General features: G+C 69.3%; 20 protein-coding genes and 2 pseudogenes. 7 read left to right on the top strand and 15 right to left on the bottom strand.

Annotated features, from left to right (window positions below; translation table 11 throughout):
* Positions 1–373: 373 nt before the first annotated feature.
* Positions 374–1,228 (top strand): alpha/beta hydrolase, encoded by an 855-nt coding sequence (locus ABWI07_RS42705; protein ID WP_353822040.1) that lies wholly within the window; start codon positions 374–376, stop codon positions 1,226–1,228.
* On the opposite strand, the gene ABWI07_RS42710 is transcribed toward ABWI07_RS42705, so the two are convergent.
* Both ABWI07_RS42710 and ABWI07_RS42715 read right to left on the bottom strand, forming a co-directional pair.
* Positions 1,221–2,606: an OmpA family protein gene (locus ABWI07_RS42710; protein WP_305790871.1), complete on the bottom strand. Its 1,386-nt coding sequence runs from the start codon at positions 2,604–2,606 to the stop codon at positions 1,221–1,223. The two genes, ABWI07_RS42705 and ABWI07_RS42710, sit on opposite strands and share 8 nt — an antisense overlap.
* A gap of 597 nt (positions 2,607–3,203) precedes the next feature.
* Positions 3,204–3,698: a MarR family winged helix-turn-helix transcriptional regulator gene (locus ABWI07_RS42715; RefSeq protein ID WP_353822041.1), complete on the bottom strand. Its 495-nt coding sequence runs from the start codon at positions 3,696–3,698 to the stop codon at positions 3,204–3,206.
* Positions 3,699–3,804: 106 nt separating this feature from the next.
* On the opposite strand from ABWI07_RS42715, the gene ABWI07_RS42720 reads away from it, so the two are divergent.
* A complete protein-coding gene (locus ABWI07_RS42720) occupies positions 3,805–5,043 on the top strand; it encodes a metal-dependent hydrolase family protein (protein WP_353822042.1) in 1,239 nt (412 codons plus the stop codon).
* Positions 5,044–5,094: 51 nt separating this feature from the next.
* Here the strand turns inward: ABWI07_RS42720 and ABWI07_RS42725 are convergent, their stop codons facing one another.
* Positions 5,095–5,427 carry an ArsR/SmtB family transcription factor gene (locus tag ABWI07_RS42725; protein WP_200841966.1) on the bottom strand — a complete coding sequence of 111 codons (333 nt, stop codon included), beginning with the start codon at positions 5,425–5,427 and terminating at the stop codon, positions 5,095–5,097.
* A 158-nt stretch (positions 5,428–5,585) separates the two neighbouring features.
* Here ABWI07_RS42725 and ABWI07_RS42730 point away from each other — a divergent pair, with 158 nt between their 5' ends.
* Entirely contained in the window at positions 5,586–6,584 is a 999-nt protein-coding gene (locus ABWI07_RS42730) for a zinc-dependent alcohol dehydrogenase family protein (RefSeq protein ID WP_149260273.1), read from the top strand.
* A gap of 87 nt (positions 6,585–6,671) precedes the next feature.
* Here the strand turns inward: ABWI07_RS42730 and ABWI07_RS42735 are convergent, their stop codons facing one another.
* Positions 6,672–7,592: an endonuclease/exonuclease/phosphatase family protein gene (locus ABWI07_RS42735; protein WP_353822043.1), complete on the bottom strand. Its 921-nt coding sequence runs from the start codon at positions 7,590–7,592 to the stop codon at positions 6,672–6,674.
* Positions 7,593–7,857: 265 nt separating this feature from the next.
* Between ABWI07_RS42735 and ABWI07_RS42740 the strand changes: the two genes are divergently transcribed.
* The 3 genes from ABWI07_RS42740 (at position 7,858) to ABWI07_RS42750 (ending at position 10,491) form a co-directional block, all read left to right on the top strand.
* Positions 7,858–8,637 (top strand): GNAT family N-acetyltransferase, encoded by a 780-nt coding sequence (locus tag ABWI07_RS42740; protein ID WP_353822044.1) that lies wholly within the window; start codon positions 7,858–7,860, stop codon positions 8,635–8,637.
* A 212-nt stretch (positions 8,638–8,849) separates the two neighbouring features.
* Positions 8,850–9,449 carry an RNA polymerase sigma factor gene (locus ABWI07_RS42745; RefSeq protein ID WP_149260270.1) on the top strand — a complete coding sequence of 200 codons (600 nt, stop codon included), beginning with the start codon at positions 8,850–8,852 and terminating at the stop codon, positions 9,447–9,449.
* On the top strand, positions 9,442–10,491 hold the full coding sequence (locus ABWI07_RS42750) for a CU044_5270 family protein (RefSeq protein ID WP_353822045.1): 1,050 nt from the start codon (positions 9,442–9,444) through the stop codon (positions 10,489–10,491). Before ABWI07_RS42745 ends, ABWI07_RS42750 begins: the two co-directional genes overlap by 8 nt.
* Positions 10,492–10,563: 72 nt before the next feature.
* Here the strand turns inward: ABWI07_RS42750 and ABWI07_RS42755 are convergent, their stop codons facing one another.
* From ABWI07_RS42755 to ABWI07_RS42795, 9 genes and pseudogenes are all read right to left on the bottom strand, one after another.
* Positions 10,564–11,160 (bottom strand): hypothetical protein, encoded by a 597-nt coding sequence (locus ABWI07_RS42755; RefSeq protein ID WP_353822046.1) that lies wholly within the window; start codon positions 11,158–11,160, stop codon positions 10,564–10,566.
* 114 nt (positions 11,161–11,274) lie between these two features.
* Complete coding sequence (locus tag ABWI07_RS42760; RefSeq protein WP_149260268.1) at positions 11,275–11,676, bottom strand: hypothetical protein; 402 nt, start codon at positions 11,674–11,676, stop codon at positions 11,275–11,277.
* A 263-nt stretch (positions 11,677–11,939) separates the two neighbouring features.
* Complete coding sequence (locus ABWI07_RS42765) at positions 11,940–12,125, bottom strand: DUF397 domain-containing protein (protein WP_353822047.1); 186 nt, start codon at positions 12,123–12,125, stop codon at positions 11,940–11,942.
* A 121-nt stretch (positions 12,126–12,246) separates the two neighbouring features.
* Positions 12,247–12,645, bottom strand: a complete 399-nt coding sequence (locus tag ABWI07_RS42770) for a DDE-type integrase/transposase/recombinase (protein ID WP_160160952.1) — start codon at positions 12,643–12,645, stop codon at positions 12,247–12,249.
* Between the two features lie 136 nt (positions 12,646–12,781).
* Positions 12,782–13,021, bottom strand: a pseudogene (locus ABWI07_RS42775) (IS3 family transposase); the annotation flags it as partial.
* 47 nt (positions 13,022–13,068) lie between these two features.
* Positions 13,069–13,356, bottom strand: coding sequence for a transposase (locus ABWI07_RS42780; protein ID WP_160160951.1), 288 nt, complete (start codon positions 13,354–13,356; stop codon positions 13,069–13,071).
* A 104-nt stretch (positions 13,357–13,460) separates the two neighbouring features.
* Positions 13,461–13,745, bottom strand: a complete 285-nt coding sequence (locus ABWI07_RS42785; protein WP_353822048.1) for a DUF397 domain-containing protein — start codon at positions 13,743–13,745, stop codon at positions 13,461–13,463.
* Complete coding sequence (locus ABWI07_RS42790) at positions 13,661–13,975, bottom strand: Scr1 family TA system antitoxin-like transcriptional regulator (protein WP_353822052.1); 315 nt, start codon at positions 13,973–13,975, stop codon at positions 13,661–13,663. The genes ABWI07_RS42785 and ABWI07_RS42790 overlap by 85 nt, the downstream gene beginning before the upstream one ends.
* Entirely contained in the window at positions 13,963–15,222 is a 1,260-nt protein-coding gene (locus tag ABWI07_RS42795) for an HNH endonuclease signature motif containing protein (protein WP_353822049.1), read from the bottom strand. The genes ABWI07_RS42790 and ABWI07_RS42795 overlap by 13 nt, the downstream gene beginning before the upstream one ends.
* A 351-nt stretch (positions 15,223–15,573) precedes the next feature.
* On the opposite strand from ABWI07_RS42795, the gene ABWI07_RS42800 reads away from it, so the two are divergent.
* The gene (locus ABWI07_RS42800) at positions 15,574–15,996 is read left to right on the top strand and encodes a hypothetical protein (protein ID WP_353822050.1); all 423 of its coding nucleotides are present in this window, start codon (positions 15,574–15,576) and stop codon (positions 15,994–15,996) included.
* A 164-nt stretch (positions 15,997–16,160) separates the two neighbouring features.
* Here the strand turns inward: ABWI07_RS42800 and ABWI07_RS42805 are convergent.
* Together ABWI07_RS42805 and ABWI07_RS42810 are read right to left on the bottom strand one after the other, a co-directional pair.
* Positions 16,161–16,325, bottom strand: a pseudogene (locus tag ABWI07_RS42805) (DUF397 domain-containing protein); the annotation flags it as partial.
* A gap of 12 nt (positions 16,326–16,337) precedes the next feature.
* Positions 16,338–16,643 (bottom strand): DUF397 domain-containing protein, encoded by a 306-nt coding sequence (locus tag ABWI07_RS42810; RefSeq protein ID WP_353822051.1) that lies wholly within the window; start codon positions 16,641–16,643, stop codon positions 16,338–16,340.
* Positions 16,644–16,741 lie beyond the last annotated feature (98 nt).

Below are 16,741 nucleotides of genomic sequence, written 5' to 3' on the forward strand. Positions count from 1 at the left end.
ATCCGATGCCTCAAGCGCTACATCGCCCGCGAGCTCTACCAGATCATCACATCAAGCGATCTTGAACTCGCCGCTTGACATCCATAGGAGCATCCACCCGACGCCCGACCGCCGAGCCCGTCCGCTGCAACCAACCCGCCCGGCCGGGCCCCACATCGAGTTAGGCGGACGCCTGCTTGCAGGTCTCCTACCTAGGTCGGTGGGGGCGCCGACCGGGGTCGGGGGTGTTGCCGTCGCGCGGCCGATGCGGGGGTGGGGGCGCGGCGGGACGCTGGTCGCGTCGTCCTCACGAAGGAGCCGCCGTGGTCACCGGAATCCTGTCCGCCCGCGCGGGAAGGGGCGCCGCCCGCGCGGTCGCCTCTCGTTCAGCGTCATGAACGCCCCTGTCGGGTACGTTCTCGCGGTCGGTGTCGCGGCGATCCCCACATGGTCCGCGGTGGCGCCGCTGCGCGGTCCCTGGGTCCTCGGCAGGCTGAGCTTCCGGCTCGGCCTGGCGATCAACGAGCTTCCGTTCGTCGGCCTCGCCTGGCTCCTTGCGTCGACCCTGCTCGCGGCCGCCCAGGGTGATCTCGCGTCCCCCGCCGCGTGGACGGTGTGCGGGGCAGCCGTCCTCACCTCGGCCGGGCTCGCGATCGTCGCCCGGCGCGGGCTGCTGGCGGGCAAGGCCGTGGAGAACGCGCTGGTCGAGGCGTTGGGCGAGGTCCCCGCCCGCCGTGCGGTCTCCCTCTCGCCCGTATCGTGTTCCGGCCGTTCTTCGTCCGGCGGCGCGACGTATCCGTCGACGCTGTTCGTGGCGGGCAGCTCCGCCGGCGGCCACCTGGCGTCCATGGCCGCCCTGACGCCGTGCGACCCCGCGTTCCAGCCCGGCTTCGAGACCGCCGACACCTCGGTCTCCGGGGCGATCTCCCTGTACGGGTACCACGGCGGCCTCGACGGCGAAGTGGACTCGCCTTCGTCGCCCGTGTCGTACCTCCGCCCGGACGCGCCGCCGTTCTTCGTCGCCCACGGCACCGCCGACAGCCTGGTCCCCGTCGAGGACACTCGGCTCTTCGTCGACCGGCTGCGCAGCGTCTCGGTGAACCCGGTCGTGTACGCCGAGCTTCCCGGCGCTCAGCACTCGTTCGACCTGTTCCACTCCCTCCGGTTCGAAGCGGTCATCGACGGAATCGAAGCCTTCACCACCTGGGCCCGCTCGGATCCTCCCGACCGGGCGGCCGCGGCTACCTGATCGTCAGGCCCTTCACGGCGGCGTCGGCGGCCTGCTCCCACGGCACCTGCATTTCGAGGTTCGCGGCGTTGGCGGGCGGTTTGTAGGCGTCCCAGAGGACGAGACTCTGGCCAGGGCCGAGGACGTGTATCGCGTCATCGCCGAGCAGATTGCTGCACACGCAGGGGAAGGGCTCGACGGTCAGGGGCTCGTAACGGGCTTGGGTGGCGGGGTCGAAGAGCATCACTCCGCCGGTGGAAGCGAGCCGCAGCGGCCGGGGGTCCGCTCCGTGGCGAAGGGCCGACTTCTCCAGCTTCATCCCGAAGTTCGGGTTGCCGTGGCCGGTGTTCCGGAGCGTCCACACCAGGATGGTCAGCCCGGACGCGTCCCGGTGCAGGCTGTCGACCTCGACCTTGAGCCCCTGGGCCTCGGCCGCCTGGAAGTTCGCCGAGCCCAGCACGGCGGAGGAACCCCGCCTGTAAGGGCTGCCGCCCGCGGCGGAAGGCGCCGGCGCCGAGGGGCGGGCGAACGTCGCCGTGACCCGGCGGTTCTTGCGCCGCCCATCCTCGGTGTCATTGGACGCCACGGGATCCTGCGATCCGTGCCCGGCGGACTGGTAGGTCACTCCCTGCCGGGTGACGAGGCCCTTCAGCCGGTCGGCGACGGCCTTGGCGCGCCGCTCCGAGAGCGGCTGGTTGATCGCGTCGTTCCCGGTCGAGTCCGCATAGCCGTCGACCTTGACCGTGCTGCCCTTCGACGCGTCGATCTGCTGGGCCACCTGCCGCAGGAGTTGGTCGGCCCGCGGCGTCAGATCGGCCTTGTCGACGGCGAACAGGACGTCGGCGGAGAGCCGTACCGACCGGGCGTTCGGATCGTCGGCGACCGACTGCTCGGTGCCTTCGGTCAGAGTGCGCAGCCCGAAGACCCTGGGCTTGCCCAACTTGACCTTGGCCGGGTCGACCTGGCCCTGGAGCGGCGCCACCGGGTCGTCGGTGATGGGGACGTCCTGGAACGGGACGGCGAGCGGGAACACGATCGTCACCCGGTCCACGCCGGCGGGCGGGGCCGGGAACGTCGCGTAGACGTCGATGGACCCGCCCACCTTCACGGAGTTGCGAAACAGCCAGGTGCAGAGGCACTTGTGCTCCTGCTCGGGCGCCTGCGCGGGGTAGTAGACCTTGTCGTTCCGGGCGTCCACCAGCGCGATCCCGCTGGCGGCCAGGGGATCCCCCAGGCCCGGGTCCAGCGCGTGCCCGGTCTCACCGAGGCTGGTCGTCAGATCGATCGGGTTCCGGCCGTCGTTGACGATCTTGAATCGGGCGGTGACGGTGCGGGCCGCCGTCCGGCTCAGCGCCAGCAGATCGACGTGCCCGGGTCCGTCCTTGTGCGCCAGCGGCACCGAGGCCCCCGCCCCGCTGGACGTTTCCCTGCTCGTCGGCGATGCCGGTTTCCGGGATTCCGGCTTGTCGTCTCCAGCACATCCCGAGAGCACGAGAGCCAGAGCGGCCGGAACCGCGACATAACGAGCGGCGCGCCCTTTCGCGGACATGCGATGACCCATGCTTCCTCTCCAGAACGCAGAAATCGCTCTGAGCCGATCCGGTCGTGAAGTCCTCCGGGATCGGGAACTCCTGGCCGCCTACGTGGTGATCGCGTGAGGGAAACGCCTCTCACTCGGTCGGGTGAAGCGCGGGCGGCGATGACCTGTGCAGTCAGCGAAACTAACAGCGTCAATGACCGGCCGACAGGGCCCCTGGACCTAAGGCGGGCTCTACCGGCACTTCTGCCGGCGAGTGAATGCCGTTGCCCTCCCGTTCCGTTTGATCAGACCGTGACATGCGCATGGTCGGTGTCCATGACCGGACTTACGGGGAGTTCGTCCTGTCCAGCCCGTCCGAGCCGGGCGACGAACGTGCGAGCGAGGCGGACCGCGTTAGGAGCACGGCCTTCGGCGCGATGGCGGAGTTGCGTCTCGGCCTGCGCTGTTGCGGGACGGTCAGTCGTCGGAGCCGATGCTCGTGCTGTTCTGGCTTCGGTGGCGCTGGCGGGCGGACCAGGTGTTGGCGTCCTGGCTGTAGCGGACCAGAGACCGGGCGAACTGGACGCGCTCGGCCGGTTCCCAGTGCGCGGTGATGGCTTCGAAGGTCTCGCGCTGTTCGGAGGCGAAGCGTCGGCGTTCGGCTTCTCCGGCGTCCGTGAGTTCCAGGACGGTGCGCCGGCTGTCGGCCTGGGACGCGGTCCTCCGCAGGACCCCGTCGGCGATGCAGCCGGCGACGGTGCGGCTGGCGACGGGCTGGGTGACCCCCATCTCGGCGGCGAGTCCGCCGACCGTCATCTCCCCGGCCGCGTTCGCGACCACGTTCAGGACGAGGTTGCGCGTGAGGTCGGCCCGCCCGCCGGAGGTGCGCCGCCGCAGCTGCGACAGTGCCGGCCCGACCTGATCGAGAAGGTCGCCGTCGTCAGTTCCCGGAGCCGGAGGGGAGTGGGTCATGCGCCCATCCTAGCGAGTTGCAGTCAGCATGCATATGCATGATGCTATGCATTTACATAGCAAGTGCTATACATTGAGGCGATCGTACTCTGGAGTGAGGTAAGCCGTGACCGTGACCGCAGCCCCGACCGCTATCACCGGTGCCCAGGTCTTCGATGGCGAGAAGGCGCTGGGCGTGACCACCGTGCTCGTCGAGGACGGGCGCATCACCCGCCTCGGAGGCGACCCTCCCGAGGGGGCCGAGATCGTCGACGGCGGCGGGGCGACGCTCCTGCCGGGCCTGATCGACGCCCACGTCCACACCAACCGGGAGGCGCTGGCCCTGGCGCTGCGGTTCGGCGTGACGACCGAGCTGGAGATGCAGGGCCTCCACACGCGCGACAACCGAGCGCAAATCAGAGAGGACGACACCGTCGCCGATGTGCGTTCCTCCGGGTTCGGCATCACGCCGCCGGGCGGCCACCCCAGCGAGCTGTTCCCGGAGGGCTTCCGCCCCGGGCCGCCCCCAGGGGCGAAGCCGACCGGACGGCCTCCGCTCATGCCCTTCTCCACGACCCCCGAGGAAGCCGTCGCGTTCATCCCGCAGCTGATCGAACGCGGCTCGGACTACATCAAGTTCATGGTCGACGACGGCAGCGTGGAAGGGCACCCCGGCCTGCCGATGCTCGACCAGGCCACCTTGGACGCCGGCGTGGCCGAGGCCAAGAGGCGCGGCATGCTCACGATCGCCCACACCCTGACCGTGGACGCCACCCGCGTGGCCGTCGAGGCGGGTATCGACGGTCTGGCCCACCTGTTCATGGACCAGCCTCACACCGAGGAGGTCATCGACCTGGTCAAGGACGCGGGGGTCTTCGTCATCCCCTGCGTCGTCCTGAACGCCTCCATGATGGGGATCACCGGCGGCGACCTCGCCGACGACCCCCGTGTCGCCTCGCGCCTGGACGCCGACTGGGACAAGACGCTGCGCTCCAGCTACGGCCACTACCCCCAGGGCAAGATCGAAGACGTCCTCGCCGCCGTCAGGGCCCTCAGCGACGCGGGCGTGGACCTGCTGGCCGGTACCGACGCCGCCGTTCCGCTGCCCTTCCTGGGCGGGCTCGCACACGGCGCGAGCCTCCACCACGAGTTGCAGCACCTGGTCCGTGCCGGGCTCAGCCCTGTCCAGGCTCTGCGCGCGGCAACCTCTGTCCCCGCCCGCCGCTTCGGCCTCGATGACCGCGGACGCATCGCCGAGGGCCTACGCGCCGACCTCCTCCTCGTCGACGGCGATCCCACCACCACGATCTCCGACACCCTCAACACCCGAGCCGTCTGGCGCCGAGGCACCCGTCTTGCGGCCTGACTTCCTCGCCGCCTGACTTCCTCACCGCCTCCTTTGTTCCGCGCGGCGGGGTCAGGCGGGCTGGGGGGACATGCGGTCGGCGGTGACGATGGCGTCCAGCAGACCGGGGAAGACCTCGTTCATCTCGTCGCGCCGGAGGGCGTTCATGCGCGAGGTGCCGACGTAGTACTGCCGGATGAGCCCGGCCTCGCGCAGGATCCGGAAGTGGTGCGTGGCCGTGGAGTTGCTCACGGTCAGGTCGAACGCGCCGCAGCGGATGTCGGTGGACGCCTCGCAGAGCTTCGTGACGATGCTCCGCCTGACCGGATCGACCAGGGCTTCGAGAACCTGCTGCAACGGGATCGTCCGGACGTCGGGGTGCGTCGGGATGCGGTCGGCCTCCATGGAGTCCATAGTACGACGAACATCGAATTTGGCAGGCATCGAACTTTGGCAGGCATCGAACTTTGACGGCCATCAAGGTTTGACAGTCATCAAAGTTTGACAAGCATCGTACTTACGGGTTTGAGTAGGCCCACCTGCTACGAGGAAGGGCCCACACGATGGCCATGACGGTGATGTTCCACGAGCTCGGCGGACCCGAGGTGATGAGGCTCGAGGACGTCGAGGTCGGCGAGCCCGGCCCGGGCGAGCTGCGGATCCGCGTTGAGGCGATCGGCCTCAACAGGGCCGAGGTGCTGTTCCGGACCGGCCACTACATCGAGCCGGTGAAGGCGTTCCCGGCCAGGCTCGGCACCGAGGCCGCGGGCGTGGTGGAGGCGGTCGGCGAGGACGTCACCGGGTTCCGGCCGGGAGACCTGGTCAGCACGGTGCCCGGGTTCTCGCAGAACGAGTACGGCGTCTACGCCGAGCAGGCGATCGTGCCGGCCGCGGCCGTGCTGCACCGTCCCGAGGGCCTCGGCGCGGTCGAAGGCGCCGCGGTGTGGATGCCGTACCTGACGGCTTATGGGGCGCTTGTCGAGGTCGGCGGCATGAGGCCCGGCGACACGGTCGTGCTGAACGCGGCGTCCAGCAGCGTCGGGCTGGCCGCCATCCATGTCGCCGACCGCGTCGGGGCGACCCCGATCGCCCTGACCCGCACGGCCGCCAAGAAGGAGGCGCTGCTCAAGGAGGGCGCGGCCGAGGTGATCGTCACCGAGTCGGACGACGTGGCCGGACGGGTGCTCGCGGCGACCGGCGGCCGGGGCGCCGAGTTCGTCCTCGACGCGGTCGCGGGCCCCGGCGTGACGGACCTGGCCCGCCTGGTCGCACCCGGCGGGACGCTCCTGGTCTACGGGGCGCTGAGCGGCGAGCCGACCCCCTATCCGGGCATCGACCTCGGCATGCCGGCGCTGAACATGCGCACCTACACGATGCTGGAGACGGCCAAGGACCCCGAGCGCCTCCGCCGCGCCGCCGCCTTCGTGACCTCCGGCCTGCGCTCGGGCGCGTTCCGTCCCGTCATCGACCGCACCTTCCCCCTGTCCGAGGTGGCCGAGGCACACCGCCACCTGGAGTCGAACACCCAGATCGGCAAGATCGTCGTCACCGTCCCCCGCTGAGCCGCCGCTCGCCACGCCGCTCGCCACGCCGCTCGACCGCATCGTCCGGGCCGTCCTGCGTCCTAAACCGCCCACCCCCGCTCGGCTTCACGGCGCGGGAGAAACCGTCAGTGCGACCTGGGCGGCGACCGGCAGGTGGTCACTGCCGGTGGCGGGCAGGGTGCGGACGTGGGTCACGGTCGCCGATCGCGCCATCACCTGGTCGATTCTGGCCAGCGGAAAGGCCGCGGGGAAGCTGAAGGCCAGGCCCCGCTCCGCCACGTTCATCCGCGTGGTGAGCGGAGCCAGCCCACGATCGTCGACGGTGCCGTTGAGATCTCCCAGGAGGACCACGGTTTCCAGTTCCTCGGAGGCGACGGCCTTGCCCAGCCGGGTGGCGCTCTCGTCGCGCCAGGAGGAGGCCAGGCCGCTCGGCCGGATGCGAACCGAGGGGAGGTGTGCGACGTACACGGCGATCTCGCCGTGCGGCGTGCGCACCGTGGCCCGCAACCCCCGGTTCCAGGGCTCCGTGATCCCCTCCGGTTTGATGTCCAGCGACCGGCTGTCGGCCAGCGGATGCTTCGACCAGAGTCCGACGGTGCCCTGGACCGAGTGGTACGGGAGGGCTGAGGCGAAGGTCTTCTCATAGACGGGCAGCGCTGAGGGCGTCAGTTCTTCCACTGCGACGAGATCGGGCGCCGCGGCGACCAGCGCGCGGCCCGTGGCCGCCGGGTCAGTGTTCTCGTCGCTGACGTTGTGCTGGACGACGACCAGGGCACGAGAGCCAGGATCGGCCCCCGGCAGCAGCAGTCCGCCGAAGAGGTACGCCCACGCCGCCGTCGGCAAGAGCAGGGCCACCAGCGCGGTGGCCGAACGACGCAGCAGCGCCAAGCCGAACAGCACCACGGCCACCAGCCCCAGCCAGGGCAGGAATGTCTCCAGAAGGCTGCCCAGTCGGCCGATCGAGTTGGGCACCGCCCGATGGAACGCCAGCAGCCCGGCGGTCCCTCCCGCGAGCGCGGCGAGCATCCGGCCCCTCGTCCATGCCGTTCCGCGCTTCGCCTTCCCGCTCGTGTCCCCGTCCGGAGCCCGCCCCCTCCCGCGCCGTGCCCACAGGGCGCCCGCTGCCCTCGCCGTCGACGCCCCGGCACCGTCCACCCGGGCTTGCTTCACCATGGCCCCCTATCGCAACGGCCCCGGCCCCTTGCCCGAGTCGGGCCCCTGCACGAGAGGGTCCACCACCGGGCCTATTGGCAAAGACGCGCGTGCCCTGGTGTCGGTTTAGGCTCGCCTGGTGCAAGTTCGCTCTCTCGCTTACCGCACGGATCTACTGCTTCGTCGGCTGGCCGGCTCCGTCATCATCGATCACCCGTCCCACCTGGTGGTCCGGACGCCCGCCAACCCGAACTTCTGGTGGGGCAACTTCGTGCTCGTCTCCCCCCGCATGCTCCCGGATGCTCCTGGCCTGTTCGCCGCGGAGTTCCCTGAGGCGGCCCATCTGGCGATCGGTGTGGACGGGACCGAGGGAGAGACGGTCCCGCGCGCAGGATGGGAGCGGCTCGGAATCACTGTCGAGACCGACACGGTCCTCACCGCCTCCTCACTCCTGCGCCCCGCACGTCCGGTGCGAGCCGAGTTGCGGACGCTGACCGCGGACGACTGGGATCAGGCGGCGCGGCTGCGGCACGCGTGCGACGAGTCGGAGGCGTCGGCGGAGAACAAGGCGTTCCTGGCGGCGAAACTCGCCGAGGAGCGGCGGCTGTGCGAGGCGGGCGACGCCACCTGGTTCGGCGCGTTCGTGGACGGCGAGATGCGCGCGGGCCTCGGCGTCTTCCTCGACGGTCAAGGGCTCGCCCGCTACCAGCACGTCGAGACCCATCCTGCCTTCCGCCGACGCGGCCTGGCCTCCGCACTCGTCCACTTCGCCGGAGCGGACGCCATGAGCAGAGGGGCCGAAACGCTGGTGATCGTCGCCGATCCCGAAGCCGAGGCGATCCGGATCTACCGTTCGCTCGGCTTCACCGAGACCGAACGCCAGGTCAGGCTTCAGCGGGCTCCCGAGGCCGCGGGGTAGCCCGGGCGCGGGGTAGCCCGGGACGGTGCGGTGCGGTGCGAGCGGGTTCGCCGTTCGCCGCGCCAGGTGCGTTCACCAGCGGATTGAGCCTCTCCACGCGCTGATCATCCTGCGGCCCCCGCCCTGATGCGGGGCTCCCCATGAAGGACGGGAACCGGACGCGGGCGGCTCGGCAACAACGGGTGTCCCGATCCGGAGCCGAGAGGCTGTGTATGAGCACTGCGAGTGAAGAGGGCGCCGACGATGCCTCCGTCATCGAGCGGTCCCGCCGGGAGCCTGAGGCGTTCGCCGAGGTGTTCCGCCGGTACGCCCCGGACATCAAGCGGTACGTGATCCGCCGGCTGGGCGCCGACGCCGCCGAAGACGTGGTGGCCGAGACGTTCCTGGCGGCGTTCCGGCAGCGCGAACGGTACGACCTGTCCCGCCCTAACGCGCGGCCCTGGTTGTACGGGATCGCCACCAATCTGATGGGCCGGCACGTGCGGGCGGAGGTCCGGCAGCTGCGCGTCCTGGAGCGGATGGGCACCGACCCGGTGATGGAGCCGTTCACGGAGCGCAGTGACGAGCGGCTCAGTGCGGGGGCTTCCGGCAGGGCGCTGGCGAGTGCGCTGGCCGCGCTGCCGAGAGGGCACCGCGACGCGCTGCTGCTGGTCGCCTGGGGCGATCTCAGCTACGCGGAGGCCGCGCAGGCGCTGAACGTTCGCGTCGGGACGGTGCGGTCCCGCATCAACCGGGCCAGGCACAGGCTGCGCAGGCACCTCGGTGCTACCGATCCCGTGATCTACGTCAGTGAGGAACCCGTCCATGAATGAGATGACCGAGCTTGAGCGGTTCCGCTCGGATGTCCCCGAGCTCGACCTGACCGACGTGCGGGCCGAGGAGCACAGGCTGCTGAGCGTCATGCGGGACGCGGCCCCGAACCCGGGGCGTTCCACCGGACAGCGTGTTTTCGACCGCCCTCGCCGGGCCGTGCGGCTGCGGATCGGTCTGGCGGCGGGGCTGGGCGTCGCCGCCGCCGCTGCCGGGGTCATCGCGGTCGGCACAGGCGAGGAGCCGGTCACCCCGCCGGTCGTCCACACGATGCCGGTGGCGTCGGTGCAGGTGCTCAAGCGGGCCGCCGACCACGCGGCCAAGTCCCCGGAGCTGCACCCCCGACCCGGCCAGTTCCTGGTCTTCGAGTCGCAGACCATGGACACGGTAGAGAGTGAGTCCGACGGTCGGCAGGTCCGGTACCTGGGGCGGGAGAGACGAAAGATCTGGCTGCCCGTGGACGGCGACGCCACACACGGCGTCCTGTGGGAAAGGCAGCTGGAGCCCAGGCCGTGGCCGGGTTGGCCCATCCCGGGCGAGGCCCGCCAGGCCGTGGGACGCAGCTCGATGTCCAAGGCCGCCGACTTCGACGACCGCGCCGAGAATCTGCGCAACGACTACGTCCACCTGAGCCGCCTGCCGGCCGATCCGGCCAAGATGTACCAGCACCTGTACATGGGCCTGGGCACCGGCCCTCGCGCCGACGCCGACGCGTGGCAGAACGTCGGCGGCATGCTCACCGAGGCCTACATGCCCCGCGCGCAGCGTGCCGCGCTGTTCCGGGCGGCGGCGTCCATCCACGGCGTCACCACCGTCGGCCGCGCGGTGGACGCGGCAGGCAGGACCGGCATCGCCGTCACGCTGAACCCGCTCGGTGGGGGTATCCGCGAGGAGTACATCTTCGATGACAAGACCTACGAGTACCTCGGCCGGCGCAGCGTCGTCACCAACGCCGAACAGGCCGAAGCTCCGGTCGGGAGCATCCTGACCAACTCGGCGCAGCTGAAGGTCTCCATCGCCGACCGCCCCCCGGCGGTGACCTGAACCCCCGGCGCAGGGGCCGGTGATCGCGACCGGCCCCGCTTCGCCTCGGGCCGGGCGGCAGGCTCCGGGCGGTCAGGACGCCGTCGCGAGCGAAACGAGCGCCACTGCCATGCCTGTGACGCACATGACGCCGGCGACCGCGAATGCGAGCCGGTAGGGATGCTGCTCGACCCACGACACAAGGCCCGGGTACGTCTTGGCGAACTCGTCGGCGCTGACGGGACGGTCGGGCCCGCTGCATGGCACGCCCAGCGCGTCCGCCAACCGGGTGAGGCCCCCGCGCGAGTAGAGGCTGCCCTGCACTCTGAAGAGCAGGGCGCGTTGCGCGTCGAGCACGAACAGGCTCTCACCGACCCCTCCGCGAGGCGCGATGATGCTCGCGCGCACCACCTCCGCGACGCGCGAGCGTGGCTCGCGTTTCCGGCCGAACAGCCCTTGGACGACGAGCTCGTGAGCCGTCAGGGTGATCCGAGCGCTGAGGAGGGCCCCGATCGCCAGGGGGATCAGCACGGCGAACAGGCCGCCCATGACCAGGGCGAACACGGCCGGGGCGTCGCCGATCAGGATTGCGGCGACGATGCCCGCGCCGGCCACCGCGACGACGACCAGAACGATCAGGCCTGTCCGGAAGTCCGGCCGGATCACGAGATCATCTTGTGCGTCGCTCACGCCGGCGTCGCCTCCTCTCGGGATCTTCCCAAGAGCCCGCCGCATCGGTGGCGGTGCCTCGGCCGCGAAACCGGCTGTGGGACGTGCGGTGGCCGGGCTGAGTGAGATGGCGTCCTACGCGACCTTGGTGATCTTGCATTCGATGCCGGCGGGTCCGATCGGAGCTTGCGCCGCGGTGGTCCCTTCGAAGGCGTTCGTGCCGCGAACCTCGAAGGTCTGGAGGCCGATCTGCTGGTGAGAGGCTGCGTCTATGACCTCGACGGTGACCGAGTAGCGCGTCGCGTCGCCTGTGATCGTGCCGCTGATCGTTACCGTGCCCTGCGATCCGGCCGTGTCCACCTGGCATTCGACGTGGGCGCTGTAGTTCTTCGGGCCAAGGGACGGGGTGCTGCCGTCCAGCCCACCGACCAGGTAGAGCACGGCGAGGAGCCCCAGGACCCCTGACAGACCCGCGGCCAGGACCAGGAAGGTCTTCCGCCTCGGGCGCGGACGGGAGCCGTATCCCTCATCGGCCATGGTCCACTCGTGAGTCGGCATTGCGGTACTGCCACCCCGATCGATCCTGATAGGCGAAGTTTGCGGAGGTCAGCCTATAGCTCAGTACCTCTGGCTTGATCGCGGGCGTCTGGTGTGGAAGACCGGCGGGGCCGATGTCCACGTCACCGTGGTCGATGGACAGCGAAGGCGCCCAGGACGCTCCACGCATCCGCTGAAGGCGCACCGCGTTCGGCTGCCCAGTGCGAATTGCCGCCGATACCGCTGCTGCAAGGGTGCCCAGGTCAGCGTGGCAGAGAGTCCTGCTTGGCGCGGGCGAGGAAGTCGGCGAAGGCATCGGGGGCGAGCGCGAGGTGGCCTGCGTCGGGAGCCTTGCTGTCGCGAATGGCGACCGCACGAGTAAGCGCGGCCAGCTCGACGCACTGGCCGCCGGCCTCGTCGCCGTGAGTTGACTTGCGCCATGTGATCATTTCATCGGCGCCGATGGCAGTGACGTGTTTTGAGGTTCCCCCCGCAGCACGGACAGCTCGGGTGAGATGGGTCAGGTGGTCGTGATCGAGGCTCGGTCTCGCTCCTCGTAGTCCACCGGACTTAGCATTCCGAGGCGGAATGTCTTCTGAATGGGTTATACCAGCACTCGATCCATTCAAACACCGCGGCTGCGAGTTCGGCTCTTGTTTGCCATTTTCTGGTGTCGAGGAGTTCGAGTTGCATCGAGCCCCAGAACGACTCGATCATGGCGTTGTCGTAGCAGTCGCCGACCGTGCCCATCGAGCCGAGGAGACCTGCGGCCCGGAGTCGCTCCCCGAAGGTCCAGGACGTGAACTGCGTGCCGTGGTCTGAGTGCAGGATCGTGGCGTCTTTTGCGGGCTTTCTGCGGGCGACTGCGGCGGCCATCGCATCGACCACGAGTTCGGTGGTCTGGCGGATGTCGATGGAATGGCCGATGATGCGGCGGGAGAAGCAATCCAGTACGGCCGCGCAGTACAACTTCCCCCCGGCGGGTCGGATGCACGGTGATGTCGGTGACCCACAGCACGTCGGGCGCCTGGACGTCGAAGGCCCGCTTCACCAGGTCCTCCTCGGTGGGCTCGTTGACCCGGTTCCGGCGGCCCTTCCGCCGGTAGACCCCCTGGATCCCGGCCTCCCGCATGAGTCGTTCCACTCGTTTGCGGTTCACCTGTTCGCCTCGTTCGAGCGTCATTTCGGCGTGCACCCGCGGCGAGCCGTAGCTTCGGCGTGATTCTTCATGGATCTCTTTGATGATTTTCACCAGCTCGGTGTTGCGTTGCTCGCGAATCGAGGCGGGCCTGCCGAGCCAGTCGGTGTAACCGGACCGGGAAACTCCTGACACTCGGCATGCCACCGCGACGGGGATTTCGTTCTAGGCGAGCTCACGGACCAGCGAGTACCTTATTTTGGGAGCATGTTCTCGCGGGCGAAGTACGCCGCCGCCCGCTTGAGGATCTCGTTCTCCAACTCCAGTTGCCGGGCCTTTCGGCGCAGCTCGACCAGCTCTTTGTGCTCGCCGGCGCTCAGGCCGTCGAGATCGCCTTCGTCGATGGCTGCCTGACGGATCCAGTTGCTCAGGCACGACTGGCTGATGCCCAGACTCTTGGCCAGCGCGGTGACCGACTTGTCGCCGGTCCGGGCCAGCTCGACGGCGCGACGCCGGAACTCGGGCGGATGAGGTGGTGGCACGCGACACTTCCTTCCCAAGTTGATCAAGGTCAACTCAGATCGGGTGTCCGTGGAACCGGGGGAAGCTCATTTCGGCTGCTAGTAAGGCAGGCTGCGGCACCGGTTCAGAGAGCCAGTTCGTCGGGCTTGGCGCGGGCGAGGATGTCGGCGAAGGCATCGGAGGCGAGCGTGATGTGGCCAGCGTCCTTGCCGTCTCGGATGGCGATCACTTGGTGGAGGTGGGCGAGTTCCACGCACTGCTCGGAAGTGCCCTGAGTGCTCCGACTGCTCTTGCGCCATACGGGGGATTCGCCATCAGATGTTCTCATTGTGTCCTTGAGTAGCGCCCGGGACATCTCCACGGGTAGCGCTGCGGCACCGATGTGGCCGAACCTGTTGCGGAGGCCCATGACCTCCTCGGCGTCCAACTCCAGTCGGCCCCCGTTCGGCGCCTCAAGGAAACCGATCTCCCCTTCCTCGACCTTGAGGCCTTGAACGGACCATCCAAGCCCTCGTTCGCTCCCGCGACGTTCGGGACGATCCGCAAGATCACGCTTGGGTGTTCCGAAAGCCGGATTAGGTGGGCGACCTGCTCGCGCATGACTTCGCGTCCGCCGACTCGCGGGCTTAAGCGGCCCAGCTGAGGATGGCGGGTGGGTCGGTTGTTCGTGGGCTGGCTGCCGGTGTGTCGGGTGGTGGGAGGAGTTGGTAGGTGTAGTGGCCGGTGGCGGGGTCGTGGGTGGTGTGGATTTGTTGGGGGTGGGTGTGTTTGTAGCGGTTGTGCCATCCGCAGCACAGGGCGAGTTTGTCGATGTCGGTGGGGCTGTCGCCCAGGGCCCATCCGTTGACGTGGTCGACTTCGCACAGTGTCCCGGGCACCTCGCACCCTTGTACCGCGCAGGTGGGGTACAGCGTTTCCAGGACTTGGCGCTGGGCGGCGGTGGCGAACCGCACCCGGTGCCCCAGGTACAGCGGCGCGTGGCCGTTCCCCAGCAGCAGGGGTGAGACCCCGGCTGACATAGCGATGCGGCGGGCCTGCGGCGCAGGGATGGGGGTTCCATCCGTGAGGCGGGCAGGAGCATGGCCGCCGGTGAGGGTTTCGAGATCGCAGATGACGGTGACCTTGGTGGCTCTGTGTCCACCCGACAGCACGCTGCTCAGTGCGGCGGCGGTGCGTTCGGCCAGGTCGCGGTGATCGTCGGGTCCGCCCGGCTTGGCCAGGGGGCCCAGGGTGCCGTCCCAGATCGCGGCGTCCTCAGGGTTGAGCCAGCCTCTGATGTAGCGGCCGCCGTCCAGGGAACGGGTGCTGGTGACCCAGGACCGCTCATACCCGCGTTGCGCATCCTCGGGGGCCGTCTCGTGTCCGTCGCGTTCGGCGATCACATCACGGATCCGCCGCCCGAACGCCGCGACCTTCCCGGCAGAGAACCCCTGCCCGACCATGTCCAGCAGCAGCGTCTCGGCCCTGGCGCTGTCCTCATCGTCCAGGCGGACGACGGCGTCGGCCACCGTGGAGGCGTACCCGTAGGACAACTCGCCCGCGGCAAGCAGCGCGGTCACGGTGGGGAGGCGGTGGAGTTGGCGGGCCAGGGTGAGACGCTCTTTGGCGCGCGAGTCGCGCATGCCCAGCCGGGACCGCAGCCACGCCTGGGTCGACGGCAGCCCCCAGCGGCGTGTCTCGCCTGCTATGTCGACGCGGGCGATGAACCCGGCCAGCGCGCTTTCGTGGGCGTCGGAGGCGGCCGCTAGCGTCTCGGCGAGCCGCATGCACGCCGCAGGTGATTCGGGTGCGGGGCGTTGGGCCAGTTCGGCGGCGATCGCGGCGGCGGCGTCCACCAGTTCCTGGGTGGACGCCTCACTGAAATGCCTCTCCGTGATCGAACGCATGCGCAGAGTATATCGAACTGACTATCGACGAGCTCGTCGATGGAGGACTGATTACTGTCACTCTCGGGTTAGACGGCTCGGGTGCGGCACGCGTGCGCGGAGTTGGACCTGCCGGTGGAGAAGACCGCGTCCCTGGCGGCCAAACTCGCCGAGGAACGGCAGGCCGTACGATGCGGGCCCGGGATTTCGACGCGTTCGCGGACGGCGAGATGTGCGTGGGCCTCGGCGTTCTCCCCGATGGGCAAGGGCTCACCCGCTACCCGACCATCGACACCATCCCGCCTTCCGCCAGCACGGTGGTCGACCGGTCGGACGGGCTCGTCGAGCTTGGCAATCCCCTACCGTGTGCGCATGCCTGGCGATGACAGCGTGGTGGGAGACGATCCGCTTGCCGACGGGATGGCTCTGTCCCTGCGGCTGCGGCGCGACTTCACCGTGACGGATGCCGACGGTCTCCTGACGGCCGCGCGCCGCATCTACCGCCAACTCAATCCGGACGCGAGTGCCGCCGAAGCCTCCGGCATGGTGACCGGGGCGGCGGACGCGCTGTTCGTCATCCTCGAGAATGCCGGCCTGCTCGGCGACCCGGCCGACACCCGGCTTCTCGGCCACGCCGCAGACGGCCTGGCGGTCGGTGGATGGCGCGCGCAGATCGTGATCAACGAACCGGCTCCCCTGGCGCCCGACCCCAGAAGCGACTGTCTCCGCGGCGACGAGGTCTTCGCGCTTCCGTCCCAGGACGATCCGAAGTCGGCTGCCGACCGGGATCCCTGACGTCACGTGGTCAGGAGGACGGCTCGCGTGGATCGGCGCCCGAAGGTCTGGAGGGGCCGTTTGATCTTGGCGATGCCGTGGATGGGCGCACAGACCGATCCGGGCCTCCGATGTCGATCACTTCGAGGGAGCGACTTTAAGCCGTCCTGCCCGGAGGTGGTCGGTCAGCGCGGCAGCCCGTGCTGCATGGCGCGGGCGAGTAGGTCGGCGAAGGCGCGCGCCGTGAGGGCTATGTGGCCGCTCTCGGGCGCCTTGCTGTTTCTGATGCCTATGGCGTCAGGAAGACGAGCAAGTTCCACGCACTGCTCGGAAGTGCCCCGAGTGCTCCGACTGCTCTTGCGTCATACGGGAGGATTCGCCATCAGATGTTCTCCATCGTCTCCTGAGCAGCGCCCGGGACAGCTCCACAGGTGCCGCCGCAGCGCCGATGCGGGCGAGTAGGTCGGCAGAGGCGTGGGGGTGAGTGTGACAGGGCCTGTGTCCGGGGCTTTGCTGTCTCTGATGCCGATCGCGTGGGGGAGCGAGGCCACCTCGACGCAGTTGCCGTGATCTTCCGACCGAGTGGATCTGCGCCAGGTTGCGTCCACGGAGGTGGTGTACGAGTTTCCGCAGGTGAAGAGCGTGGCGTCGTGACGTGAGACGGCCACCGTGTAGATCCTTCGAGATGGATGATCAAGAAGAAGGAGTCAACGCGATGGCCGCGGACAACAGTGTGGACCCTGCCGAGTGGATTGCCGAGCAGATC

It is taken from the genome of Actinomadura sp. NPDC000600, assembly GCF_040492135.1.
Lineage (GTDB): Bacteria > Actinomycetota > Actinomycetes > Streptosporangiales > Streptosporangiaceae > Spirillospora.

What these genes read in the sequence shown, in the direction of transcription:
- ABWI07_RS42705 (WP_353822040.1), top strand. Translation starts at nt 374, where the DNA reads ATGAACGCCCCTGTCGGGTACGTTCTCGCGGTCGGTGTCGCGGCGATC.
- ABWI07_RS42715 (WP_353822041.1), bottom strand. Translation starts at nt 3,698, where the DNA reads ATGACCCACTCCCCTCCGGCTCCGGGAACTGACGACGGCGACCTTCTC.
- ABWI07_RS42725 (WP_200841966.1), bottom strand. Translation starts at nt 5,427, where the DNA reads ATGGAGGCCGACCGCATCCCGACGCACCCCGACGTCCGGACGATCCCG.
- ABWI07_RS42730 (WP_149260273.1), top strand. Translation starts at nt 5,586, where the DNA reads ATGGCCATGACGGTGATGTTCCACGAGCTCGGCGGACCCGAGGTGATG.
- ABWI07_RS42735 (WP_353822043.1), bottom strand. Translation starts at nt 7,592, where the DNA reads ATGCTCGCCGCGCTCGCGGGAGGGACCGCCGGGCTGCTGGCGTTCCAT.
- ABWI07_RS42745 (WP_149260270.1), top strand. Translation starts at nt 8,850, where the DNA reads ATGAGCACTGCGAGTGAAGAGGGCGCCGACGATGCCTCCGTCATCGAG.
- ABWI07_RS42750 (WP_353822045.1), top strand. Translation starts at nt 9,442, where the DNA reads ATGAATGAGATGACCGAGCTTGAGCGGTTCCGCTCGGATGTCCCCGAG.
- ABWI07_RS42760 (WP_149260268.1), bottom strand. Translation starts at nt 11,676, where the DNA reads ATGGCCGATGAGGGATACGGCTCCCGTCCGCGCCCGAGGCGGAAGACC.
- ABWI07_RS42765 (WP_353822047.1), bottom strand. Translation starts at nt 12,125, where the DNA reads ATGATCACATGGCGCAAGTCAACTCACGGCGACGAGGCCGGCGGCCAG.
- ABWI07_RS42785 (WP_353822048.1), bottom strand. Translation starts at nt 13,745, where the DNA reads ATGGGCCTCCGCAACAGGTTCGGCCACATCGGTGCCGCAGCGCTACCC.
- ABWI07_RS42795 (WP_353822049.1), bottom strand. Translation starts at nt 15,222, where the DNA reads ATGCGTTCGATCACGGAGAGGCATTTCAGTGAGGCGTCCACCCAGGAA.
- ABWI07_RS42800 (WP_353822050.1), top strand. Translation starts at nt 15,574, where the DNA reads ATGCCTGGCGATGACAGCGTGGTGGGAGACGATCCGCTTGCCGACGGG.